The sequence below is a fragment of the Mesorhizobium sp. B2-1-3A genome (genome assembly GCF_006442655.1).
Classification (GTDB): domain Bacteria; phylum Pseudomonadota; class Alphaproteobacteria; order Rhizobiales; family Rhizobiaceae; genus Mesorhizobium.
Window position 1 is genome coordinate 356,020 of the sequence record NZ_VFWK01000003.1, and the last position, 23,381, is coordinate 379,400.

A 23,381-nucleotide genomic window follows, 5' to 3' on the forward strand; every position below is an offset into this window, starting at 1 on the left:
TCAGTGCGCCACCGCCGCCGCCGCCGCTTCGTCGATCAGGCGGCCGGTGCGGAACCGCTCGATGGTGAAGGGCGCGTTGATCGGGTGCGGATCGTCCTTGGCGATGGTGTGGGCAAAGACATGGCCCGAGCCGGGTGTTGCCTTGAAGCCGCCCGTGCCCCAGCCGCAATTGACGTAGAGGCCGGGCACCGGTGTCTTAGCCAGGATCGGCGAGCGGTCGGGCGTCACGTCGACGATGCCGCCCCAGGAGCGCAGCATCTTCATGCGCGTGAAGATCGGGAACATTTCGCAGATGGCGTCGAGCGTATGCTGCAGAATGTGCAGGCCGCCGGTCTGCGAATAGGAGACATACTGGTCGGTGCCGGCGCCGATCACCAGCTCGCCCTTGTCGGACTGCGAGATGTAGGCGTGCACCGTGTTCGACATCACCACGCAGGGCACGACCGGCTTGATCGGCTCCGACACCAGCGCCTGCAGCGGATAGCTTTCCAGCGGCATGCGCACGCCGGCCATATTCATGATGACCGAGGAATGGCCCGCGGCAACCACGCCGACCTTCTTGGCGCCGATGAAGCCGCGCGTCGTGTCGACACCCATGACCGCGCCGTTCGGCGCGCGCTTGACGCCGGTGACCTCGCAATTCTGGATGATGTGGACGCCGCGCGCCGAGGCGCCGCGCGCATAGCCCCAGGCAACGGCGTCGTGGCGCGCCGTGCCGCCACGGCGCTGCAGGGCAGCCCCGACGACCGGGTAGCGTGCGTCCTTCGAAATGTTGAGCGGCGGGCAGAATTCCTTCGCCTGCTCCGGTGTCAGCCACTCATTGTCGATGCCGTTCAGCCGGTTGGCATGGACATGGCGCTTCAGCACCTGGATGTCGTGCACATTATGCGCCAGCATCATGACGCCGCGCGCTGAATACATGACGTTGTAGTTGAGCTCCTGGGAGAGCCCATCCCACAGCTTCAGCGCGTGGTCGTAAATGCCGGCGCTCTCGTCATAGAGATAGTTGGAGCGGATGATGGTGGTGTTGCGGCCGGTGTTGCCGCCGCCGAGCCAGCCCTTTTCCAGCACCGCGACATTGGTGATGCCGTGCACCGTGGCGAGATAATAGGCGGTGGCCAGGCCATGGCCGCCGGCGCCGACGATGATGACGTCGTATTCCTTCTTGGGCTCGGGCGAGGACCATTGCTCCTCCCAGCCCTTGTGGCCGCGCATGGCCTCGCGGGCGATGGCGAATACCGAATATTTTTTCAACGTCCCAGCCTCGCAAATGGCGGCAGGGCGTTTCACTCAGCCCCAGCGCGCGAGGTGTATCACTAGCGAAACGACGCTTCCACCCTTGCGCTGTTTGCGACGGCGCTTGCCGTTTTGCGCCACACCTTCAACGGCCGGCGTTTTGAGCTTCGCCTTTTGGTGTTTCAGCCGATGCTCGCGTCAAGATTGACGGCCTTATTGCATAGGTGGGCCGCAGAAAACCCTGACGGCAATCAGCGGCGATCTTGCGAACTTCCGCATCGTCCGACTGCTCCACCATGGCCACGAAGCGCTCGACGATCACCTCGCGCGGCCTGATAGCCACCGCCGCTGCAAAGCGCCGCAACACCGCATCCGGATGCGCGAGCAACCGCGGCAGGTCCTTGGCGCTAGGCATGACGTAGTGACCATAAGCACTGATCAGCATCTTGAAAGCCGAGTCCGGCCGCAGCGCAGCGGCATTTTCCACCGCAAGCCTTAGCTGCCAGCGCTCGGCAAGGCAGATGAACTGAACGACCCTCCACCGAACGCCGGCGTGTTCGTCATCGAGCCGCAGCATGAGGCGACCGAGAACGGTGCCATCAGCCGGCGTCGTGCATCCCAGAAGCGCCTCGATTGCGTCGAACCTGATGCCCGAAACTTCGCTGTCGAGCAGATCGGCTATCTCCGCGACGACGCAATTCATCTTGTAGATTATTTTGGAACTGGCTTCGGCCACCAAGTAGGCGGCGGCGGCCTGCGTATGAAGGTTGTCGGACGTCAGCAGCGGTCGCAGGTTTTCGAGCGGAAAGCCTTTGTCAAATGCCGATTGAAGAGCGAACGTCAACTCGCTGTCGCCCTCGAAGCCGGGGGCCAACAACTTGCTCATTATGTCTTGGGGGGTCATTGAAATGGGTGGCGCGTCCACCCGCAAGGTTGAATGGCGACTTGGTAGCCCGGTGTCCATCCGGCGTCAAGAATCTTCGCCGATGCCTTCGCAGGTATCGGGTGGCTCGCGCCGCCCTAGGCTGCGATCAACATCCCGATTGCCGGCAAGATCGGCACGAAACAGGGATGCAAAAAAGATGCTCGCACTCGCCAACAAGATCGCCATCGTCACCGGCGCCAGCTCCGGCATCGGCCGCGCCACCGCGAAACTCTTCGCCGAGGAAGGCGCGAAGCTTGTCGTCTCCGCCCGCCGTCAAGCCGAGCTCGACACGCTGGTCGCCGAGATATCGGACGCGGGGGGCACGGCCGTCGCCCTTGCCGGCGACGTCAGGGACGAAGCCTATGCAAAGGCTCTTGTCGATCTGGCGGTCGAAAGCTTCGGCGGCCTCGACATTGCCTTCAACAATGCCGGCGCCGTCGGCTTGATGGCGCCGCTGCCCGACATGATGCCGGCGACATGGCACGAGACGATGGACATCAACCTGACCAGCGCCTTTCTCGGGGCGAAGTACCAGATACCGGCGATGCTGGAGCGCGGCGGCGGTTCGCTGATCTTCACCTCGAGCTTTGTCGGCTACACTGCCGGCATGCCGGGCATGGCCGCCTACGCCGCCGCCAAGGCCGGCCTGATCGGCCTGACACAGGTTCTGGCCGCCGAATACGGGCCGAAAGGCCTGCGCGTCAACGCATTGCTGCCCGGCGGCACCGATACGCCCGGCGCGACGACGACGACACCCGAGGCCCGCGCTTTCGTCGAAGGCATCCACGCCTTGAAGCGCATGGCGCAGCCGCAGGAGATCGCCCGCTCGGCGCTTTACCTCGCCTCCGACGCCTCGAGCTTCACCACGGGAACCGCGCTGTTTGCCGATAGTGGCGTCTCGATCAACCGGACGTGAAGGGTTTTTGCCGCCAACAGTCCTGTTCGTCCAAGTGACACGGTTCGCCGGTCTTGCTTTTTGCGCGCGATTTGGCGATTCCGTCTCCTGTCGAAACGAGTCCCGAAACCATGATGCTGATCCGAACCTATGTCGCCGCGAGCGCAATCGAGGGCGTCGGCATGTTCGCCGCCGAACCGATCCGGAAAGGCGCCTCGATCTGGCGGCTCGACCCGGATTTCGACCGGCTGATCCCGATGGACAAATATGAGGCCGCACCCCAGCCTCTCAAGGAATTGCTCGACCGCTACGCCTATCCGAGTCCGGATCGGCCGGATTTCATGGTCTATGAGGTCGACAATGGCCGCTTCATGAACCATTCGGCGACGCCGAACACCGACTTTTCGCAGTATGGCGGCGCGACCGCGACGCGTGACATCGCCGCGGGCGAGGAGATCACCTGCGACTACGGCGAATTCTTCGAGGATTTCGAGCGGCTGCACCTGGCCACGGCGTAGTCGGCGCCCTATCTCGGCGCTGCCGTGGCAATTTGACAGACGTCCTGCATTTCGACTGTGGACAGCGCGGCCTGATTCTGCTATCAGCCGCCACAATTCGTGGTGTCGACCGCCGCGGAGGCTAGTGGCTATGGCCACTTGCCTGATGATATCAAACCCGAAAGACAGGATTGCCCGTGCAGGTACTCGTCCGCGACAATAACGTTGATCAGGCGCTTCGCGCGCTCAAGAAGAAGATGCAGCGCGAAGGCATTTTCCGCGAAATGAAGATGCGCGGCCACTACGAGAAGCCTTCCGAGAAGCGCGCCCGCGAAAAGGCCGAGGCCGTCCGCCGCGCCCGCAAGCTGGCCCGCAAGCGCGCCCAGCGCGAAGGCCTGCTGCCGATGACGCCGCGTCCGGTGGCTGCCGGCGGCGCTGCCGGTGCAGCGCGTCCGCCGCGCTGATTATCGCCAATATTTCGTCCTTTTCGAAGGATACTGAGGTGGCGCGATGCGGAATCGCCGCCACCTTTTTGTTTAGAGCGACTCGCGACCATCTGGGCGCACAAATCACGCTCTGACAGTTTATGACATTGTGACCCGGCCCGGAGGGGGGAACCGGACCTGAACGACGGCGCAAGTGAGGACAGGGCAGACATGAACGCAACAAGCGTGGAGCGCGGGACCGCATTGCGTGGTTTCGCCCTGACAGCGGCCCTGCTTTCCCTGGTGCTTGCCGGCTGCCAGACATCGGGCCCGACCGGCGAGTTCAACAACATCGACAAGGCGCAGGGATCGAGCGAGAACATCTCCTCGCTGTCGACGGTGATCCAGCGCAATCCCCAGGATCCGGAAGGCTACAATGTGCGCGGTTCGGCCTATGGCCGTGGCGGCCAGTACCAGGCGGCGCTCAAGGACTTCAACCAGGCCATCCAGCTCAACCCGAATTTCTACCAGGCCTATTCCAACCGGGCTCTCATCCAGCGCTTCCTCGGCAACCAGGAAGCCGCTCTCGCCGACTACAACCGATCGATCCAGATCAACGGCAATTATGATGCCGCCTATATCGGCCGCGGCAATCTCTACCGCAAGGCGGGCCGGACCCAGGATGCTTTCAGCGACTTCCAGAAGGCGATCCAGCTCGATACGACGGACGCCCGCGCCTATCACAATCGCGGCCTGATCTATCAGAGCCAGGGCCAGCACAAATTCGCCATCGAGGACTTCTCGACCGCCATCTCGCTGGCGCCGGATGCGGCAGAGCCCTACAACGGCCGTGGCCTCTCCTATCTGGCGACGGGCGACGAGGACAATGCCTTCTCCGACTTCAACATGGCCATCAAGCTCGACGGCAAGAACGCCGAGGCCTGGGCCAACCAGGCGCTGATCTACGAGCGGCGCGGCGACAAGGCCAAGGCGGCGAAATCCTATCGCGAGGCCGTGCGCCTCGACCCCAGCTATCAGCCGGCCAAGGATGGCCTCGCCCGCGTCAGCTGACCTCGGCTTCGGCCGATCCCGATATTGCAGCGCCATCCCGCGTGTCCAAAAGGACACGCGGCGCTGAAGATCGCCCGCAATCCGGCAACCGTGCATTAACCCCTGCGGCAGGCCGTTAACCCTTGCCTTGTTCGCGCCAAGTTTTCAGCGGAACGGTCTGGCCATTCAAGCCGTTATTTCCAAGCGATTTGCGAAAGGACCCTCCCATGATCAAGAAACTCGTCTGCGCCGCTGCCCTTGCAACGACCGTGTTCGCTGCCGCCCCGGCCAGCGCCGGCAGGCTGCAGCTCGGCACGCTCGACTGCACCATCGACGGCGGCACCGCCTATATCGTGGCCTCCAACAAGGGCGTGTCCTGCGTCTTCCGTCCTCACCATCACGGACCGTCGGAGATTTATACCGGCGTCATCTCCAAGATCGGCGTCGATCTCGGCCAGACGCATCAGGGCCAGCTCGTCTGGGCCGTGCTGGCCGCAACCCGCGACCGTGACGCTGGTGATCTTGCCGGCAGCTATTATGGCGTCAACGCCGAGGCGAGCGTCGTCACCGGCGGCGGCGCCAATCTGCTGGTCGGCGGCTTCGACAGCGCCTTCATGCTGGAGCCGCTCAGCGTCCAGGCGCAGACCGGCGTCAACCTCGCCGTGGCTGTCACCTCGCTTCAGCTGATCACTCGCTCAAGTGATCGCAAGGAGCTACTCGCTCCTCTCTACCTTGCGGCGCGGAACCATATAGGATGGTTCCGCGCCGTTTGATTTTTCGAGCAATTCCAGGAAAAGTGTGAAACGGCTTTCCGTCTGGAATCGCGTCACAAAAAGATAGAGCGGTTCCGAACCGCCCGGGGAACGCCATGCCGAAGACAGCCATCGCCGCTGCCGTGATTGCACTCGTGCTTGGCGCGGCACCAGCGCAGGCGCAGGACCGCGGCATCGAACTCGGTACCCTTGAATGCGCCATATCAGGCGGCACCGGCTTCATCTTCGGTTCGTCCAAGGACCTCAGTTGCACCTTCACTCCGGCCGACAAGACCTTCGCGCCTGAGGCCTATTTCGGTGCCGTCAACAAATACGGCCTCGACATCGGCACGACCAAGCAGGCGGTGATGCAATGGCTCGTGCTGACGCCGCTGAAGAACATCTACGCGCCCGGTGCGCTGGCGGGCGACTATATCGGCGCCAGCGCGGAGGTCACGGCGGCCGTTGGAGCCGGCGCCAATCTTCTGGTCGGCGGCTCTTCGCAGGCTTTCACCCTCCAGCCACTCAGCCTGCAGACCCAGACCGGCGTCAATCTCGCCATCGGCGTCAGCCAGTTCCAACTGCGCAGCATCGAGAACTGATCGCGTCAAGGGCGGTCGCTTGTCGTTTCGTCATCAACTCTGAGGAATGGTGGCGTCTCTGAGCCTGGCGTTTAGGGTGACGACGAAGTTGCGAGGCTTCGGCCAATCTCGAACGTTGCGATGATCCACCGAAACGAACCGCTTGAACTCAACCGTGGTTGAGGTCTTACAAACCTGCCCCGACTGAGCAGCGCCTGGATACGGCGCTATCGCCGCGCATGGTCCTGCCGGAAAGCCTTGCTGGCTTCTGGTGCCGTACGCCGCGATCGAGATATGCAAAGCATAGGGTGGATATGACTGAAATTAGCACAAACAGGGTCGACTGGCGCGCATTGTGGGCGAGCGGCGACCTGGCGCGCTTCTGCTTCATCAGCCTCGGCATCCTGCTGCACGCTACCAATGAGACGATGGTGGCGACCGTCATGCCGGCCATGGTCGGTGAAATGGCCGGCGTACAGCTCGTCGGCTGGTCGCTGGCGGTCTACGAACTCGGCGCCATCGTCGCCGGCGCCGCGGCCGGACGCATGGTGAGCTATGTGGCGCTGCGCACCAATATGGTCGTCGCGGCCCTGCTCTATGCCGCCGGCGCGCTGATCTGCGCCACCTCTCCCTCCATGCAATTGTTCCTCGCCGGCCGCCTGATCGAGGGCCTTGGCGGCGGCGCGCTGGTGTCGCTGGCCTTCGTCTCGGTCGAGCGGCTGTTTTCACGCGCCATCTGGCCGCAGCTTTTCGGCATCATGTCGGCGATCTGGGGCGTCGCCGCCTTCAGCGGCCCGTTGCTGGGCGCGATCATGACCGAGCTTCTGTCGTGGCGCTGGGCCTTCGGCGTCTTCACCTTCGGCGGCACCGCCATGGCTCTGGCCAGCTTCCTCGTTCTGAACACTCCGGAAGCAAAGCGACCCATCGCCGGCGCGGGCAAGGCACCCCCCTTCCCGTTCGCTGCGCTTGGCTGTCTTGCCGTCGCCGTGGTGCTGATCGCCTCGGCCGGCGTTGATATCGCGCTGCTGCGCTCCTCGCTGCTGATCGTGCTGGGCCTGGCCGGCCTGGCGCTGTTCTTCTACGTCGACGCGCTGAAGCCGCGCTCACGGCTTTTCCCGGCGCGGCTGTTCTCGTGGCGGACGCCGGTGGGCGCGGGCATGACCATGGTCGCCGCCTTTTCCATCGCGACCTGTTCCTTCGGCGTCTACGGACCGCTGCTTTTGACCAGCCTGCATGACATTCCGCTGCTGACCACCGGCTACATTATCGCTGCCGAATCTATCGCCTGGTCGATCCTGTCGATCCTTGTCGCCAACGCCCCGCCTCAGCGCGAGCGGCTGATCATTGTGTGCGGCGCCTTGATGATCGCGGCAGGCATCGCCGGCTTCGCCTACACGATACCGCTCGGCTCGATCCCGCTGATCCTGCTCTGCGCCCTGCTGCAAGGCGGCGGCTTCGGCATCGCCTGGCCGTTCCTGACCCGCGTCATCGTCGCCTCCGCTCCGGACGACGAACAGACCATCGCCTCGGCCGCGGTGCCGACCATGCAGCGTATCGGCTATGCCGTGGGCGCCGCTCTCGCCGGCATCGTCGCCAATGCCAGCGGCTTTTCGCAGGGGCTGAACCACGACGCGGCGGCCAATGTCGCGAGCTGGCTCTTTCTGGCCTTCGTCCCGCTTGGCATTCTCGGCTGCCTGGCGGCCTTGCGGGCATCATCGACGGCAAACCGGCCGCTGGAAGCCATTGGCTGACTCGGGGTCAATCGAAGGAGATTGTCCTACTCGACCCGCAAACGATAGCCGACACCGGTTTCGGTGGTGATGTAGCGTGGCTGGTCCGGGGTCTTCTCGATCTTCTGCCTGAGCTGCCTGACATAGACCCTGAGATATTGCACGTCGGTCGAGTCCCCCCAGATCTGCTTCAGGATGAAGTGGTGGGTCAGCACCTTGCCGGCATGCTGCACCAGGATGCGCAATATGTCGTATTCCTTCGGCGAGAGCTTTATCTCCTTGCCCTCGACCTTGACGATGCGCTTGACCAGATCGACGCTGAGGTCACCGCTCTGGAAAATCGGCTTCTCGCCCTGCTGCTGGAATTTGTGCCGCAGCGCCACGCGGATGCGCGCCACCAGTTCGTTCATGCCGAATGGCTTGGTGACATAGTCGTCGGCGCCGAGTTCCAGCGCGTTGACGATACCGGCCTCATCGGTGCGGCTGGAGAGGATGACCACGGGAATGTCGACGCCCTCGTCACGCCATTTGCGCAGGAGATCATGCCCCCCCATGCCGGGCAGGCCGAGGTCGAGCAGCACCAGGTCCGGCTTTTCCTGTTCCATCAGCTCGATCGCCACCTTGGCGTTCGGCGCCTCGCTGACCGAATAGCCCTGGCTGCCAAGCCCGACCCGCAGCAGCTTGCGGATCGGCGGCTCGTCATCGACAACCAGTATCCTGACATTCGAGTTGGTCATCACGGCTGATCCACGCTGGTCTCTTCGCCACGATTGTCGGCATCGGGCATTTCCGCCGGCACCGGCATCCTGATGGTGAAAGCAGCACCGGGGCGGTCGGTCCGGTTGGCGGCCGAGATCGTGCCACCCATCGATTCGACGAAGCCACGGCAGATCGACAGACCAAGCCCGGTGCCGGCGCGCACCTGGTCACCCTTGCGCACCCGATAAAAAGTGTCGAAGACGCGTTCCAGGTCCTGCGCCGGGATGCCTGGTCCCTCATCCATGATCTGCACGATGACGGACCCATTGTCGGCCCATCCCTGCACGCGGATCGTCGAGCCGGGCGGGGAATATTTCGACGCATTGTCGAGAAGGTTGAACAGGACCTGTTCGAACAGCACGGGATCGAGCTTCAGCATCGGCAGATCGGATGGAATATCGACCTCGATCTTGTGTTCGCTGGTGATCTTGCGGGCGCGGTTGAGCGCCGTGCCGACGATATCCCCGACATAATGGAGGGCGTAATTCGGCTCCATCGCACCGGATTCGATCTTGGTCATGTCGAGCAGGTTGGCGATGAAGCGGTTCAGCCGCTCCGATTCGTCGATCACCGTCGACAGAAGCTCCACCCGGTCCTGCTCGGGCAGATCGGGCGCGAATTCCTTGAGCGTGCCGGCCGCTCCCATGATGGCCGAGAGGGGCGTTTTCAGATCATGCGAAATCGAAGTCAGCAAAGCCGAGCGCAGCCGGTCGGCTTCGGCGGCGAGCTTGGCGCGGTCGACATCGGCGACGAGTTGGATGCGTTCGATCGCCACCGCCGCCTGATCGGCCAGCGCGTCGAGCAGGCGCTGTTGCTCGGGCGTCAGCAGCGGGCCCTGCTTGTCGTTGTCGAGGCCGACGACACCGATCGCGGTGCGCCCCGTGCGCAAGGGAAGGTAGAGGCGCTTGGCGCCAGGCAGCGTGTCGGCGCCGCGCCCGGCGGCGCGGTTGTGCTCCCATGCCCAGCGGGCTGCGGCGATGTCGGCCTCGGCCAGCGTATCGTCGGGCGGATAGCCGGCCTTGACGGTAATCGAGCCGTCTTCCGGCAGCAGCAACACCACGCGCAGCTTCAGCATCGAAGCGATCTGGAAGGCGGTGGCCCACAGCACATCGTCGAGCGTGCCGGCGCCGGCGAGCTTCTTGGAGAAGAGATAAATATCTTCCGTCGCCCGCGCCCGCGAGCGGGCGGCGACCGCCTGGCGCTGCACGCGCGCCGTCAGGTTGCTGGCAATGACGGCAACGACCAGGAACACGCCAAGCGCGACAATGCTCTCCGGATCCCGGATCGTAAGCGTATAGCGTGGCTCGAGGAAGAAATAGTTGAAGGCAAGGGCGCTGACGACACAGGCATAGAGAGCCGGCCAGAGGCCACCGGTCACCGCCGATGTCAGCACCCCGATGAGGAAGATGATGGCGAGGTTGCGAACGTCGAGAAACTGGTCGAGCAGGACGGCGAAGGCCAGCGAGCCGGCGACAAACCCCGTAGCCTTGAGATAGGGCCATATCTGGAATTGCCATTGCTCGTCGGCCGCCCTGACGCTTCTCGAACTAGCCTCGGCGTCCGGCTCGGTACCCGAAATGACGTGGACGCTGATATCGCCGGCATTGCGGATCAGGTCATAGGTAAGCGAGCCCTCGATCAGCTCGCGCCAGCGCGACCGCGTCGGCCTGCCGACCACGATATGGGTGAAATTGTTCGCCGTCGCATGGCGCACAATGTCCTGCGCGACATTCTGGCCGGGAATGGTCGTCACCTCGGCGCCGAGTTGCTCGGCAAGGCGCAGGAGCGTGGCGAGCCGGTCCTTGTCTTCCTCGGACATGCCGGCCGAGCGAGGCGTATCGACATGAAGCGCCGTCCATGGCGCACGAAGCCGGTCGGCCAGCCTGCGTGCGTAGCGAATGCGGGCCGCACCGCCCGGTCTTGCGTCGACGCAGACGAGCACCCTCTCGCCCGCGGCCCAGGGACCCTGGATGGCATGGGACTGCATGTGATTGAGCAATTGCTCGTCGACACGCTGGGCCGTGCGGCGCAGCGCCAGTTCCCGCAGTGCCGTCAGATTGCCTGACGAGAAATAATTCTCGATGGCGCGTTGCGCGGTGTTGGGGAAATAGACCTTGCCCTCCTCCAGTCGCTTGATCAGGTCGTCGGGCGTCAGATCGATGATTTCGACGTCATCGGCCTGGTCGATGATGGAATCGGGAACCGTTTCACGCACCCTGACCCGCGTGATCTGCGCCACGACGTCATTCAGGCTTTCGACATGCTGGATGTTGAGCGTCGTGTAGACGTCGATGCCCCGCGCCAGGATCTCCTGGACGTCGAGATAGCGCTTGGGGTGACGGCTGCCGGATGCGTTGGTGTGGGCGAGTTCGTCGACGAGAACCAGCGCCGGGCGCCGGGCGAGGATGGCGTCGATATCCATCTCCTCGAGGATGCGCCCCTTGTAGTCGACCTTGCGGCGGGGGATGACTTCATACCCCTCGACCAGGGCCTGGGTTTCCCTGCGGCCATGCGTCTCGACGATGCCGATCACCACATCGATGCCGTCGGTCAGCCTGGCGCGGCCCGACATCAGCATTTCGTAGGTCTTGCCGACACCGGGCGCGGCGCCGAGGAATATCCGCAGCCGGCCGCGCCCCTCCCGCTCGGCATGCTCGAGCAGCGCGTCGGGGGAAGGTCTGTTTTCGCTGCTTCTTTCTTCCGGCATCAAGAACCGATCATGAATGGCGCCGGGGATGCTGTCGATCCCCGGCACCGGCCATCGCTTATTTCGCGGCGTCCAGCGCCATGTTGAGCGTCAGCACATTGACCGCCGGCTCTCCCATGAAGCCGAGTTCCCTTGCCTCGACCTGGCCGTCGACAAGCGCCTTGACCTTGGCCTCGTCGAGGCCCCTGGCCTTGGCCACACGCGGCACCTGGAAATAGGCGGCCTGCGGGCTGATCTGCGGATCGAGGCCGCTGCCTGACGTCGTCACCAGGTCCATCGGCACGGGTTGGTTCGGATTCTCCGCCTTCAGCTTCTCGGTGTCGCCCTTGATGCGGTCGATCAGCTTGGGATTGGTCGGGCCGAGATTGGAACCGCTGGAGGCGCCGGCATCATAGCCGTTGCCGGCGGCCGAAGGCCTGCCATGGAAATACTTGTCGCTGGCGAAGGCCTGGCCGATCAGCTCGGAGCCGATGACCTTGCCGTCCTTCTCGATCAGGCTGCCATTGGCCTGACGCGGGAATAGCGCCTGGGCGATGCCGGTCATGCCCAGGGGATAGACCAGGCCGGTCAGCACGCTGAAGAAGACGATCATGATGATCGCGGGTCTGATTTGCTTGAGCATCGGAATGATCCTTATGCAAGGCCAAGGGCCGTGACGGCCATGTCGATTATCTTGATGCCGACGAACGGCACGATGATGCCGCCGAGGCCGTAGACGAGAAGGTTGCGGCTGAGCAGCGCGCCGGCACCGATCGCCCGGTATTTGACGCCGCGCAGCGACAGCGGGATCAGCGCGATGATGATCAGCGCGTTGAAGATGATGGCGGACAGGATGGCACTCTGCGGCGTCGCCAGATGCATGATGTTGAGCGCCTGCAGCGGGCCGGTTGTCTGGCCGGGCGCGACATAGAAGACGGCGAACATGGCCGGGATGATGGCGAAATACTTGGCCACGTCGTTGGCGATCGAGAAGGTGGTCAGCGAGCCGCGCGTCATCAGCAGCGCCTTGCCGATCTCGACGATCTCGATCAGCTTGGTCGGATCGCTGTCGAGGTCGACCATGTTGCCGGCCTCTCGCGCCGCCACCGTGCCGGTGTTCATGGCGACACCGACATCGGCCTGCGCCAGCGCCGGCGCGTCGTTGGTGCCGTCGCCGCACATGGCAACCAGCTTGCCCTTGGCCTGCTCGTCGCGGATCAGCTTCAGCTTGTCCTCGGGCGTCGCCTGGGCAAGGAAATCGTCGACGCCGGCCTCCGCCGCGATTGCCGCCGCCGTCATCGGGTTGTCGCCGGTGATCATCACCGTGCGGATGCCCATCTTGCGCAGCTCGGCGAAACGCTCGCGTATGCCGCCCTTGACGATGTCCTTGAGGTGCACGATGCCGAGCAGGCGCCCGTCCCGCTCGACCGCCAGCGGCGTGCCGCCAGACTTGGCGACCTCGTCGGCGATTGCCTGCAGATCCCTGACCGTATCGCTGTTCGGCCGCGTCGGGTGGCCGGCTGATGTCGACTGGTTGACATGGGCGAGCACGGAATCGACCGCGCCCTTGCGCACCGAGGAACCATCGATGTCGACACCGCTCATCCGGGTCTGCGCCGTGAAAGGCACGAAGGTGGCGTGCAAAGTCGCCATGTCGCGGGCGCGGATGGCATATTTCTCCTTGGCCAGCACGACGATCGAACGGCCTTCCGGCGTCTCGTCGGCGAGCGAAGCAAGCTGCGCGGCGTCGGCCAGTTCCTGTTCGGTGACGCCCTTGACCGGACGGAATTCCGTCGCCTGGCGGTTGCCGAGCGTGATCGTGCCGGTCTTGTCGAGCAGCAGCGTGTCGACATCGCCTGCGGCCTCCACGGCACGGCCAGACATGGCGAGCACATTGAAGCGCACCAGCCGGTCCATGCCGGCGATGCCGATGGCCGACAGCAGCGCTCCGATGGTGGTCGGGATCAGGGTGACGAACAGGGCAACCAGAACGGTCACCGAGATATAGCCGCCCGAATAGGAGGCAAAGCTCGGGATCGTCGCCGTGGCCAGCACGAAGATCAGCGTCATGCCGACCAAGAGGATGTTGAGCGCGATTTCGTTGGGCGTCTTCTGGCGTTCGGCACCTTCGACCAGCGAGATCATGCGGTCGAGGAAGGTGTGGCCGGAGGCGGCGGTGATGCGCACGCGGATCCAGTCGGACAGCACCTGCGTGCCGCCGGTGACGGCCGAGCGGTCGCCGCCGGATTCGCGGATGACGGGGGCCGACTCACCGGTGATCGCCGCTTCGTTGACCGAGGCGACGCCTTCGATCACCTCGCCGTCCGACGGGATGATGTCTCCAGCTTCGACCAGGACGATGTCGCCGACCTTCAGGCTGGTGCCGGGCACGAGCTTGAACTTGGTCCTGTCTTCGCCGGCCAGGAGCTTTGCCTGGGTCTCGGTGCGCGCCTTGCGCAGTGAATCCGCCTGAGCCTTGCCGCGCCCCTCGGCGACGGCTTCGGCGAAATTAGCGAACAGCACCGTGAACCACAGCCAGATGATGATCTGCAATGTGAAGCGCAGATCGCCGCCGCCGACGATGAGATCCCTGATGAACAGCACCGATGTCAGCGCCGAGACGACGGCGACGACGAACATCACCGGGTTGCGGGCAAGCGTACGCGGGTCGAGCTTGCGGAAGGCACCGCCAATGGCGGGCCAGAGAATGCCGGCATCCATGATGCTGGCCGATTTCGTGTGACTCATTTTGAAGCTCCGGCTTCAGTGTTGGTGGGCGGCACCGGTCGGTTGGATGCCGAAAAGGGTGGGCCGTAGACCAGCAGCCAGATCACGATCATGACCGCCGCAATGCCAAGGAATGTGGACACGGTCGGGAAGGGAGGAGGCTTCGCCTCCCCCTCATTGCCGGCTGGCCGCCGGGTCCTGCGGCGCATGGTGCTGAACCAGGGCATGATCGCCTCAGAAGGTCTGCCCGTGGATCATCGCCAGGTGCTCGACGATCGGCCCGACGGCGAGCGCCGGGAAGAAGGTCAGGCCGCCAACGATCACGATGACACCGACCAGCAGCCCGACGAACAGCGGACCGTCTGTCGGGAACGTGCCGGCCGAGGCGGGCACCGTCTTCTTGGCCGCCAGCGCGCCGGCGATGGCAAGCGCGGGGATGATGACCAGGAAGCGGCCCATCAGCATGCCGATGCCGATGGTGATGTTGTACCAGGGTGTGTTGCCGGTGAGGCCGCCAAAGGCCGAACCGTTGTTCGCCGCGGCCGAGGTGTAGGCATAGAGCACTTCGGAGAAGCCGTGCGGGCCGCCATTGGCCATCGAAGCCACGGCGCTGGGCAGGACAACGGCGATAGCCGTGAAGATCAGCATCGCCAGCGGCAGGCACAGTATGGCCAGCATCGCCATCTTGACCTCCTTGGCCTCGATCTTCTTGCCGAGATATTCGGGCGTGCGGCCGACCATCAGGCCGGCAACGAAGACGGCGACTACGATGAACATCAGGATGCCGTAGAAGCCGGCGCCGACGCCGCCGACGATGACTTCGCCGAGCTGCATGTTGATGAGCGGGATCATGCCGCCAAGCGCGGTGAAGCTGTCATGCATGGCGTTGACCGCACCGCAGGATGCGGCCGTCGTGACGACAGCGAACAGCGCCGAGAGCGCGATGCCGAAGCGGGTTTCCTTGCCTTCCATGTTGCCGCCGTCGATGCCCAGCGCATGGACCAGCGGATTGCCCGCGGCCTCCGCCCAGTAGCAGACGGCGACGCCGGCGATGAACAGCGCGCCCATGGAGGCGAGGATCGCCCAGCCCTGGCGCTGGTTGCCGACCATGCGGCCAAAGACGTTGGTCAGCGCGGCACCCAGCGCGAAGATGGTCACCATCTGGATCAGATTGGAGATCGCGTCGGGATTCTCGAACGGATGCGCCGCATTGGCATTGAAGAACCCGCCACCATTGGTGCCGAGCATCTTGATGGCGACCTGGGAGGCGACCGGGCCGAGAGCGATCGTCTGCTTGGCGCCTTCCAGCGTGGTGGCGTCGACGTAAGGCCCAAGCGTCTGCGGCATGCCGAGCCAGACATAGACAAGCGTCAGCACGATGCACAGCGGCAGGAGCAGGTAGAGCGTGCAGCGGGTCATGTCGACCCAGAAATTGCCGATCGATTTGCCGGAGGCACGGGCAAATCCACGGATCAGCGCAACCGCAATCGCGATGCCGGTGGCCGCCGAAACGAAATTCTGAACGGTCAGCCCCGCCATCTGCACGAGATAGGACATGGTGCTTTCGCCGCCATAGTTCTGCCAGTTGGTGTTGGTGACGAAGCTGGCGGCGGTGTTGAAAGCAAGCGCCGGATCGACCGCGCTCATGCCGGCCGGGTTGTAGGGCAGGCTGCCCTGCAGGCGCTGCAGGAGGTAAAGCACCAGGAAGCCTGCAACGTTGAAGAGCAGCAGGGCCACCGCATAGCTGGTCCAGTGCTGCTCCTCGCGTTCGCTGGTGCCGCAAACGCGGTAAAGTCCGCGCTCGAGCGGGCCGAAGATCGGCGAAAGCAGTGTGCGATCGCCGTTGAAGACGCGGTGCATGTAGAAGCCAAGCGGCTTCGTCAGCAAAACGATGATCCCGCAGAAGACCAGGATCTGTATCCAACCGTTGAGTGTCATGGCTGTGGCTTTCCGTGCCTTCAGAAGCGTTCTGGACGAACGAGCGCATAGGTCAGGTAGGCGAGCAGGAACAAGGTCACGCCGCCACCGAGGATGTAATCGAAAAGCATGATGCGATCCTTCAGCTCAAATTCTGTCGCAGGCTTTGACGTAGACCAAGGACAGGGCGAAGAACAAAAGCCCTATCCCGACAACAATGATGTCCATTGTGCTTCTTCCTTGCTTCCGCTTTTTACTTCGCACCTGCCGGATGCAGGTGGAGAATTACGTGAAACGGCGTGCCGCACTTCGAGCAGTGACAGCGTTAGACGTTTTTCAATAGGGAATATGGACCCGATCGCCATAAAGGTTCGAGACGGCCAAGGGCGGAAAGAAATAGGAATTTTATAAAGGTTTTCCGTTTCGCAACGGCGGGAACGAATCTTGCGGCCGGAGATTGTCGGCCTTGAGGGGATCACCAAAGGAGATGACAATGGCAAAGCAGAAAATGCTCGACGACCTCTTTCACGACACGTTGAAGGACATCTATTTCGCCGAAAAGAAGATATTGGCGACGCTGCCGAAAATGGCCAAGGCCGCGCAGAGCGCCGAATTGAAGGCCGCCTTTGAAAAACACCGCACCGAGACCGAGGGCCATGTTGCGAGGCTGGAGAAAGTCTTCGGCGTCATCGGCAAGAAGCCGGTCGGAAAGACCTGCGCGGCCATCATGGGTATCACCGAGGAAGGTGCCGAAATCATGGAGGAGTACAAGGGATCGCCCGCGCTCGACGCCGGCCTGCTGGCCGCCGCGCAGGCGGTCGAACACTATGAGATGTCACGCTATGGCACGCTGAGGACGTGGGCCGGTGAACTCGGCCTGACCGAGGCCGTGACACTGCTCGAAGCGACGCTGAAGGAAGAGAAGGCGACTGATGAAGCGTTGACGCAGATCGCGGAGTCGGCGGTCAACGTCGCGGCGGAAGCAGCATAGATCCGCAAAGATCGGGGCAGCCCTGAGGCGTGTAAGATTCAGGTCAGGCCGCGCGGAAAGCCATCCTTTGCAGGCCGGCCTCACCTGGACATCAATATACCTTAGCGTGGTTCCCGCATCATGCTGAGGTAGGTTGGATCGAACTCGGCGATTTCCTGCAGCCGGTGCCAGTCGAGGATGGTCACCGTGTGGTTCGCCCAGCTGACGACGCCGACCCTTCGCAGGGCGCCGATGACCCGGTTCATGTGCACCACCGACAGGCCGAGCACGTCGGCCATCTCTGCTTGCGAGAGCGGCAGATGGAAGCTCATCCCGTTGGTCCGCTGCACCACTTGCAGCCGCACGAAAAGCTCACAGACGAGATGGGCCAGATGCGAGGTCTTGGAGCGCCGCCCCATGGCGACGATCCATTCACGGTGAATGGCGCCGTCGACCAGCGTGTCCAGCCATAGCAGCCGTGTCAGGTGCGGCGCCTGCTCGGTGATGGTGCGAAGCCGGGCGTGATCGGCGAACATGACATGGCAAGGCGACAAAGCGACGATGCCGTGATCCATGGTCTTCAGCAGGAAGGCGTGGAGATCGACGAAGTCGCCGGGCACCTGCAGCGAGGTGAACTGCCGGCCGCCATCCTCCAGCACCTTGTAGCGCGCCGCCAGCCCGTCAAGGATCAGCGTCGAATAGGTCGGCCGCGATCCGGAAGCGACGATGTCCTGGCCGATGGCGAAATGCCGTTCGAAGGTCATGGCGCCGGCCAGCAGCGCCTTCTCGGCGTCTGACAGCGCGTCATGCTGGCCCAGGTTGAGGTAGAGGGATTCAAGCACCGCAATCTCCCGCGAAAGGGCTTCGGAAGCCATCGCCATGTGTTCTGTTCGGGAGCAAAGGCGGCTCGGGATGCACTAAGCCTTTGGCCGCTGATAGGCATTAACATTTGTTAGGGCTGCTTGTTCCACAGCAAATGCCGCCGCTGATGGAACAACTGTCCAGTCTGCGAATTGTCGATTGAATATTTCGCCATTTCATCAGTCTGAGGTCCAGCCCATCATGCCTCGATATTATCTTGACCTTTACAATGGCGACGGTCTCACGGTGGATGATGACGGCCAGGTCTTCGAAACGCGCGAACGCATGCGGCGCGAGGCAATCCGCATCCTGCCTGACATCGTCCGCGACGAGATCATCGAAAACGACCATACCGCCATCACGGTCAAGGTACGCGACGAGGGCGGACGCCAGATCTTCGAGGCGTCGCTCGTCGTCTCGTCCGGTTGGTGTGACTGACAGCTCTTCGCTTCAGGCATCGGCGGCAAAAAGTCTACCGACCATCATTTGTAATCGCGACCCTTGCCGCAACGCTGCACCATGCGGAGCCGGCGGATGATGGAGGCGGCGATTGTTCCGAACCAACGCCCCGTGGGATGGAGGTAGCAGCACATGGTCCGTGCAAAGGTCGACACCCAGCGTGACGAGCGCGCCAAGCGTGAATCGCAGATCGTGATTGACGCCGAGCGCGAGGCTCGCGAGGCAAAGACAGCCAGGCTGAGAGAATTGCGCCTTGCGGCGCAGTCAGCGCCGGGGCCTGATCCGGCGAGGCCCAAGCCGACGCGCCGGGACGCACATTCGAAAGGTTGATGCCCCAAAGGCGCCGCGCAACATTAGCGGTAAATAGCTATACTCTTTGCGATCTTCGCGCGACAAAGGCGAAAGCCCGGCTCGGGAGGGCCAAGCCGGGCTTTCCATTGATGGTCGATGCGGAATTGGCCACCACAACGGAGGTGGCCTCGAACTCAGGCGGCGTAGCCGCCATAGCCGCGCGCGACGGCGCGCGCCACGATGACCGGCTCGATCTCCGGCCGGAGGATGCCGGCGGCTTTCGCGAATTCGACGAGCGCATGGCGCGCCTCATCCCTGGTGATGCAGCCTTCCAGCGCGAGGCCGCACGCCTCGACGGCATTGCGATGGAGGGGACCGCGGCGCGAGGTCGTCCAATTGGTCAGGAAGTCGTGCATTTCGGCCAACGAGGCGATCTCGCGCTTGAAGCCGAGGCCGACGGTCAGTGCGACCGGTGAATGAAACAGCTTGTCGTGCATGAAGCGGGCTCCTGATTGTCGCAGCGCCAGGAGAGATATCCGGGCTGGTCCACGAATGGGACGCCGTGAAACGCGCGGAGGGCCAAGAGGTTCCGGGCCAGGAGTTGCCAGTCGAGAAAACGGCGATTGCCCGCTTGCCGCTTTTCGGCAGCCACCGTTCGCGCCAGTCAGGCGTATACAAAACCTCGCTCGCCTGGCCCGGCCACGCACACGGTGGAGCCGGTTGAGATGTCGCCGGCTATCGGCTATCGACAACCATGAGGGACTTTCAGGCTTGGAAAATTTCCGGGTTTTGCCCGATTTGCCAGAAAAATACGGAATTTGTGGCAAAGGGCGCCTGGCTGCGTGACGAGTTGGTCTGCACATCCTGCCCGCAGGGATCAATCCCCCGGGAACGAGCACTGGCGCTCGTCCTCAACGAGCTGAGACCCGACTGGCGCGGCTTGCATATCCATGAGTCTTCGCCCGTAAGCGGGGGCATATCGGCGGTCATGAAACGTGACGCGCGACACTACATTGCGTCTCAGTACTTCCCGGATCTGCCATTTGGCTCGATGCACAAGGGGGTCCGCAACGAGGATCTCGAAAATCTGACTTTTGGTGATTGCAGCTTTGATATCACGGTGACGCTTGACGTGATGGAGCACGTGTATCATCCGGACAAGGTAGTTTCCGAGGTCTTCAGAACTCTGAGACCCGGTGGAATTTACATCTGTACTTTTCCGGTCCGGAAATCTCAGACCAGCGCGTGGGAACGCAGGTTCATCCAGCATGAGGATGGAACGAGAGAGCATTTGAAGGAGCCGGAAATCCACGGAAATCCGGTCAGCAACGAAGGTTCGATCGTGACCGTCGACTACGGCTACGATCTGCATCTGGCCATCGCGGAGTGGGCGGCATTTGATGTTCGCGTGTATCGCTTCGCCGATCGCACGCACGGCATCCTTGGCGAATACACAGACCTGATCGTCTGCACAAAGCCTGCTTCAGCCAAGGGAGACAGGACGGCAATCGAACGAACGCGGCCGGAAACGAGGCTTGATCGCTGGCTTGATCGCCTTGTCAAACGGGCTCGCTCACTTGGCCGTTGATCAACCGGTCCGTCAGATTGCCCACGCGCATCCCCAAATCGACCGCGGAGCCAACCCCTTCCGGCGAACCAACCACGATATCACAAGCGTGAAAAACGGTGCTGCTGAGGCCATCTGGCGCGCACTGTGGGGTAGCACCTCACATCATCTGTTCAGGAAGCCAATTCTTGACCGCGAACCATATCGCCACCGCGATCAGCGCAACGATTGCCGTGTATTCTATTAGACGACGAGGAGCAGGCATGAACGACGCTCGGGCTGAATAGGACTGCTTGGAGACATAGGCCTGCATGCCGAAAGGGGAATAGCCGATTCGGCTTGTTGGGTTGCGGTGGTAGTCGCAACCAACTCCGCGGCTGCTCGTTGACCTATGCTGGTTGATCCCAGCACTCGGACCCTGGCCCGCTGCCATTACCTATCCGGCAGTGGGCCTTTTTGACCCCTGTTGACTCGCGAAGCCGGGGCAACGATTTTGCTCCGCTGCGGACAGGGACATAAAAATGGCCTCATACGTCAGGCAAAGACTTGCGGAAATCAAGGCAAACCCCGCTCTGCGGTGGCGCCGGACCAAACGCCTTACGCTGCGCAAGCAGGCGGGCGTCGCGGCGCGGTGGGTAGCTGTCCTGGCGCAGGACAAGCGCTTGTTGATAGTTATTCATTTGGTGGATCAGGAAAGAACGGTGACCGATCTGGTCTCCCGGGTGGGCGGCAGTCAGACCACCCTTTCAAAACATCTCAGCGTGCTTGTTGAACACGGGATTGTGGAATGCCGCGCCGAAGGCACCTGGCATTACTATTCCTGCAAGTCGGAAGACGCCAAGGCTGTCATCCGGCTGTTGGATGATCTGGCCCGAAATGACATGCTTCCCGGGGCACCCTCAAATCCGCCGGGTTGACAATTTTGGCGCGCAAGGCACGTTGCCGGCTTGAGGGACAACCGGGGGATTCCCATGAAGAAAATTTACGAGAAGCCGATCCTGACCAGACGCGAGCGTTTGGCGGCGGTAGCGGCGCAGGCAGTTTCACCAACGTCTAAGGGGTTCTAGGAATGAAGAAAATCTACGAAAAGCCGGTGCTCACGAAACGCGACCGCCTTTCGACCGTCACTGCTGCATCGGGTCCTTCAACCACACCGCCGCTTGGTTGATCTCTTAGGGCAAAGCATTGAAGGCCCGCCGGCTCCGACCGTCGGGCTTTTTGCGTTTGGGCTGCGCATTGATGCTTGCTGCTGGCGGCTTCATCGCGATTGGCGCGAATTTCCCGCCGAAGGCAATGCCTGGAATTGCCAAAGGGCGCGCTCGCAGTACCGATCATTCACAGCGAAGCTCGAATTTTTAGGTGGGAAGCGAAACACCGTTTACTTCGACGGCTATGGCTTGCGGTTCCTGTGGAATGGCGGAGAGAGCGGGATTCGAACCCGCGTTACGGTCTCCCGTAAACACACTTTCCAGGCGTGCGCCTTCAACCACTCGGCCACCTCTCCGTCCTTGCCTTCGCGCCGGCCGGTTTCGCCGCGCGGGTTGGGGAGATGCTCTCCCTCGGGCCTCGGTGCGGAATGTCCGCGCCGTGGACGCCGCCCAACCAGCGGACATCCTTCCCCGGCACCTGAGCCGTCAAAGCAACAGGCGCGGGGCTCATCTAGTCGATCCCGCGCCGAATGCCAAGCCATAACGGCAGTCTATTCGCTTTGCCGGCCACATGGTGTTTCGCAAGGCCGCTGTCGCGCCCGTTTTCGAGGCGCCCGCGCCGCGAATGATGTGCACAGCCAAGCCAGCAAGGCCTGCCGTGCTTGACTTCGCCGCCGGCCGCCTGTCGAGTGAAGCTGAGGCTTTGCGGGGGGCATCGTCCGGACATGACATCAGGTGAGCAACCGGGCAGTGGACAGATGCCGGCCGGGCGCGCGGGCAACGACCTGTCCTACGTCCCCGTGGGCTGGCTCATCTTCGTCATGGCGTGGTCGGTCTATGGCCTGGCATCGGCCTGGTGGCTGGTCGGAAATTCCGGCCTGCCGGACAAGATCTTCTATTTCCTCCTTGGCGGGCTCGTCGCCAATGTCATCACCATCCTGTGGGGTCTTTATCTGCTCGGCCTCGCCTTTGGCCGCTCCGGGCGCTTCCCACGCCATTTCACCATCTGGCAGGTCGCCACCATCGTGTGGCTGCTGGCAAGGCAGGCCTATGTGCTTACCGTGCCGGATTTCGTCTTCTCCGCCAGGGGCCTGAGCATCACCGCCATCGAGATCGGCATCGGCCTGCTGTGCATCTACCTGCTGCGCCGCGGCTCCGGCGCCGAGACCGTTTATGCCAAGCAGCGAACCGAGGCGCCGCCGGTTTTCGTTTCGATTGTCGCCGCCTTGCTCGGCATCATCCTCGGCGCCGTTGTCGGCGCCCTGGGCGGCTTCTTCGCCGGTTCCGTGATCGCCGAGGTCGCCGAGGTCAGCTGCTTCGAGGGTGGCTGCGGCTATTTCGCCGCCTTCATCGGCTTGGCCGGGCTGGTGGTCGGCGCGATCGGCGGCGGTATTCTCGCCGTCTGGTTCGTTCACCGGCGCGGACGCAAGCCGATGGCGTAGGGGCGGAAGGCCCAAGCCTTCAAATTCGCGTATCGCGGTTGCGGGCAGGTCCAGCGCATTCTATTTCTCGTTCGGGACACGTGCCGGAGATCCCAGGGAAAGCGTCTGGGATCGGCCGGGGGAGAGCTTGATGTTTCGCTTCATTTTTCGTCTTGCCGCCATGATCGCGCTGTCGGTCTCCGTCATCATGGCGGTGCTCGACACGACGCGCACGGTGGCGGCTTCGGCCCTTGTGCTGACCCCGCTCAACGCCAGCTGGCTGGCCGTCTCGCCGGACACGCGGGCGGCGTTCGAAACCTTTGTCCGCGCCAAGGCCGGCCCGCTTCTGTGGGATGGCGCCGTCGCCTGGGTGCTCAACCAGCCGGGCTTTGCCGTGTTCGCGGTGCTGGCCTTCCTGCTTTACGCCATCGGCTACAGGCGCCAGCGGCGCACGGGCCAATTCGCCACCAATTGATCGATTTCT

25 protein-coding genes and 1 tRNA gene are annotated in these 23,381 nt (G+C 63.0%); 15 read left to right on the forward strand and 11 right to left on the reverse strand.

From position 1 onward, the window contains the following. On the reverse strand, positions 1-1,254 hold the full coding sequence (locus tag FJ977_RS13020; RefSeq protein WP_140771954.1) for a sarcosine oxidase subunit beta: 1,254 nt from the start codon (positions 1,252-1,254) through the stop codon (positions 1-3). 127 nt (positions 1,255-1,381) lie between these two features. Continuing rightward, on the reverse strand, positions 1,382-2,122 hold the full coding sequence (locus tag FJ977_RS13025; protein ID WP_140771955.1) for a hypothetical protein: 741 nt from the start codon (positions 2,120-2,122) through the stop codon (positions 1,382-1,384). Positions 2,123-2,318: 196 nt separating this feature from the next. On the opposite strand from FJ977_RS13025, the gene FJ977_RS13030 reads away from it, so the two are divergent. The 7 genes from FJ977_RS13030 to FJ977_RS13060 all read left to right on the forward strand — a co-directional run bounded on the left by FJ977_RS13030 (position 2,319) and on the right by FJ977_RS13060 (position 8,112). Next, on the forward strand, positions 2,319-3,077 hold the full coding sequence (locus tag FJ977_RS13030; protein WP_140771957.1) for an SDR family oxidoreductase: 759 nt from the start codon (positions 2,319-2,321) through the stop codon (positions 3,075-3,077). A 110-nt stretch (positions 3,078-3,187) separates the two neighbouring features. Next, complete coding sequence (locus tag FJ977_RS13035; protein WP_140771958.1) at positions 3,188-3,574, forward strand: SET domain-containing protein-lysine N-methyltransferase; 387 nt, start codon at positions 3,188-3,190, stop codon at positions 3,572-3,574. A 176-nt stretch (positions 3,575-3,750) separates the two neighbouring features. Next, the gene (gene rpsU / locus FJ977_RS13040; RefSeq protein ID WP_010911429.1) at positions 3,751-4,017 is read left to right on the forward strand and encodes a 30S ribosomal protein S21; all 267 of its coding nucleotides are present in this window, start codon (positions 3,751-3,753) and stop codon (positions 4,015-4,017) included. Between the two features lie 192 nt (positions 4,018-4,209). After that, positions 4,210-5,049, forward strand: a complete 840-nt coding sequence (locus tag FJ977_RS13045; RefSeq protein WP_140771959.1) for a tetratricopeptide repeat protein — start codon at positions 4,210-4,212, stop codon at positions 5,047-5,049. A 206-nt stretch (positions 5,050-5,255) separates the two neighbouring features. Beyond that, entirely contained in the window at positions 5,256-5,801 is a 546-nt protein-coding gene (locus FJ977_RS13050; RefSeq protein WP_246683054.1) for a DUF992 domain-containing protein, read from the forward strand. Between the two features lie 95 nt (positions 5,802-5,896). Beyond that, the gene (locus tag FJ977_RS13055; protein WP_140771961.1) at positions 5,897-6,382 is read left to right on the forward strand and encodes a DUF992 domain-containing protein; all 486 of its coding nucleotides are present in this window, start codon (positions 5,897-5,899) and stop codon (positions 6,380-6,382) included. A gap of 293 nt (positions 6,383-6,675) precedes the next feature. Then, positions 6,676-8,112 carry an MFS transporter gene (locus FJ977_RS13060; RefSeq protein WP_140771963.1) on the forward strand — a complete coding sequence of 479 codons (1,437 nt, stop codon included), beginning with the start codon at positions 6,676-6,678 and terminating at the stop codon, positions 8,110-8,112. Between the two features lie 26 nt (positions 8,113-8,138). On the opposite strand, the gene FJ977_RS13065 is transcribed toward FJ977_RS13060, so the two are convergent. The 6 genes from FJ977_RS13065 to kdpF all read right to left on the reverse strand — a co-directional run bounded on the left by FJ977_RS13065 (position 8,139) and on the right by kdpF (position 16,311). Continuing rightward, entirely contained in the window at positions 8,139-8,828 is a 690-nt protein-coding gene (locus FJ977_RS13065; protein ID WP_140771964.1) for a response regulator transcription factor, read from the reverse strand. Then, complete coding sequence (locus FJ977_RS13070; RefSeq protein WP_140771966.1) at positions 8,828-11,557, reverse strand: sensor histidine kinase KdpD; 2,730 nt, start codon at positions 11,555-11,557, stop codon at positions 8,828-8,830. The genes FJ977_RS13065 and FJ977_RS13070 overlap by 1 nt, the downstream gene beginning before the upstream one ends. 58 nt (positions 11,558-11,615) lie before the next feature. Then, positions 11,616-12,179 (reverse strand): potassium-transporting ATPase subunit KdpC, encoded by a 564-nt coding sequence (kdpC, locus tag FJ977_RS13075; protein ID WP_140771967.1) that lies wholly within the window; start codon positions 12,177-12,179, stop codon positions 11,616-11,618. 11 nt (positions 12,180-12,190) lie between these two features. Next, complete coding sequence (gene kdpB, locus FJ977_RS13080) at positions 12,191-14,284, reverse strand: potassium-transporting ATPase subunit KdpB (RefSeq protein ID WP_140771969.1); 2,094 nt, start codon at positions 14,282-14,284, stop codon at positions 12,191-12,193. A gap of 213 nt (positions 14,285-14,497) precedes the next feature. Then, positions 14,498-16,201 carry a potassium-transporting ATPase subunit KdpA gene (gene kdpA, locus FJ977_RS13090; RefSeq protein ID WP_140771971.1) on the reverse strand — a complete coding sequence of 568 codons (1,704 nt, stop codon included), beginning with the start codon at positions 16,199-16,201 and terminating at the stop codon, positions 14,498-14,500. A 20-nt stretch (positions 16,202-16,221) separates the two neighbouring features. Continuing rightward, positions 16,222-16,311, reverse strand: a complete 90-nt coding sequence (kdpF, locus tag FJ977_RS13095) for a K(+)-transporting ATPase subunit F (protein ID WP_019861144.1) — start codon at positions 16,309-16,311, stop codon at positions 16,222-16,224. A gap of 362 nt (positions 16,312-16,673) precedes the next feature. Here kdpF and FJ977_RS13100 point away from each other — a divergent pair, with 362 nt between their 5' ends. Next, positions 16,674-17,171: a ferritin-like domain-containing protein gene (locus FJ977_RS13100; RefSeq protein WP_181179807.1), complete on the forward strand. Its 498-nt coding sequence runs from the start codon at positions 16,674-16,676 to the stop codon at positions 17,169-17,171. A gap of 101 nt (positions 17,172-17,272) precedes the next feature. On the opposite strand, the gene FJ977_RS13105 is transcribed toward FJ977_RS13100, so the two are convergent. After that, the gene (locus FJ977_RS13105; protein ID WP_140771974.1) at positions 17,273-17,992 is read right to left on the reverse strand and encodes a Crp/Fnr family transcriptional regulator; all 720 of its coding nucleotides are present in this window, start codon (positions 17,990-17,992) and stop codon (positions 17,273-17,275) included. A gap of 220 nt (positions 17,993-18,212) precedes the next feature. Here FJ977_RS13105 and FJ977_RS13110 point away from each other — a divergent pair, with 220 nt between their 5' ends. Beyond that, the gene (locus FJ977_RS13110) at positions 18,213-18,449 is read left to right on the forward strand and encodes a hypothetical protein (protein WP_140771976.1); all 237 of its coding nucleotides are present in this window, start codon (positions 18,213-18,215) and stop codon (positions 18,447-18,449) included. Between the two features lie 153 nt (positions 18,450-18,602). Next, complete coding sequence (locus FJ977_RS13115) at positions 18,603-18,800, forward strand: hypothetical protein (protein ID WP_140771977.1); 198 nt, start codon at positions 18,603-18,605, stop codon at positions 18,798-18,800. Positions 18,801-18,955: 155 nt separating this feature from the next. On the opposite strand, the gene FJ977_RS13120 is transcribed toward FJ977_RS13115, so the two are convergent. Continuing rightward, complete coding sequence (locus FJ977_RS13120) at positions 18,956-19,258, reverse strand: DUF982 domain-containing protein (RefSeq protein ID WP_140771979.1); 303 nt, start codon at positions 19,256-19,258, stop codon at positions 18,956-18,958. A gap of 257 nt (positions 19,259-19,515) precedes the next feature. On the opposite strand from FJ977_RS13120, the gene FJ977_RS13125 reads away from it, so the two are divergent. The 3 genes from FJ977_RS13125 (at position 19,516) to FJ977_RS13135 (ending at position 21,496) form a co-directional block, all read left to right on the forward strand. Beyond that, complete coding sequence (locus FJ977_RS13125) at positions 19,516-20,349, forward strand: methyltransferase domain-containing protein (RefSeq protein WP_140771981.1); 834 nt, start codon at positions 19,516-19,518, stop codon at positions 20,347-20,349. 500 nt (positions 20,350-20,849) lie between these two features. Continuing rightward, a complete protein-coding gene (locus FJ977_RS13130; protein WP_140771982.1) occupies positions 20,850-21,245 on the forward strand; it encodes a metalloregulator ArsR/SmtB family transcription factor in 396 nt (131 codons plus the stop codon). Between the two features lie 152 nt (positions 21,246-21,397). Further along, positions 21,398-21,496 carry a putative RiPP precursor gene (locus FJ977_RS13135; protein WP_140771984.1) on the forward strand — a complete coding sequence of 33 codons (99 nt, stop codon included), beginning with the start codon at positions 21,398-21,400 and terminating at the stop codon, positions 21,494-21,496. 246 nt (positions 21,497-21,742) lie between these two features. Here the strand turns inward: FJ977_RS13135 and FJ977_RS13140 are convergent. Continuing rightward, positions 21,743-21,832: transfer RNA gene (locus FJ977_RS13140), tRNA-Ser, on the reverse strand. A gap of 402 nt (positions 21,833-22,234) precedes the next feature. Between FJ977_RS13140 and FJ977_RS13145 the strand changes: the two genes are divergently transcribed. Together FJ977_RS13145 and FJ977_RS13150 are read left to right on the forward strand one after the other, a co-directional pair. Continuing rightward, positions 22,235-22,918 (forward strand): hypothetical protein, encoded by a 684-nt coding sequence (locus FJ977_RS13145; RefSeq protein ID WP_246683056.1) that lies wholly within the window; start codon positions 22,235-22,237, stop codon positions 22,916-22,918. A gap of 130 nt (positions 22,919-23,048) precedes the next feature. Further along, positions 23,049-23,372, forward strand: a complete 324-nt coding sequence (locus FJ977_RS13150) for a hypothetical protein (protein WP_140771986.1) — start codon at positions 23,049-23,051, stop codon at positions 23,370-23,372. The last annotated feature ends 9 nt before the right edge of the window (positions 23,373-23,381 follow it).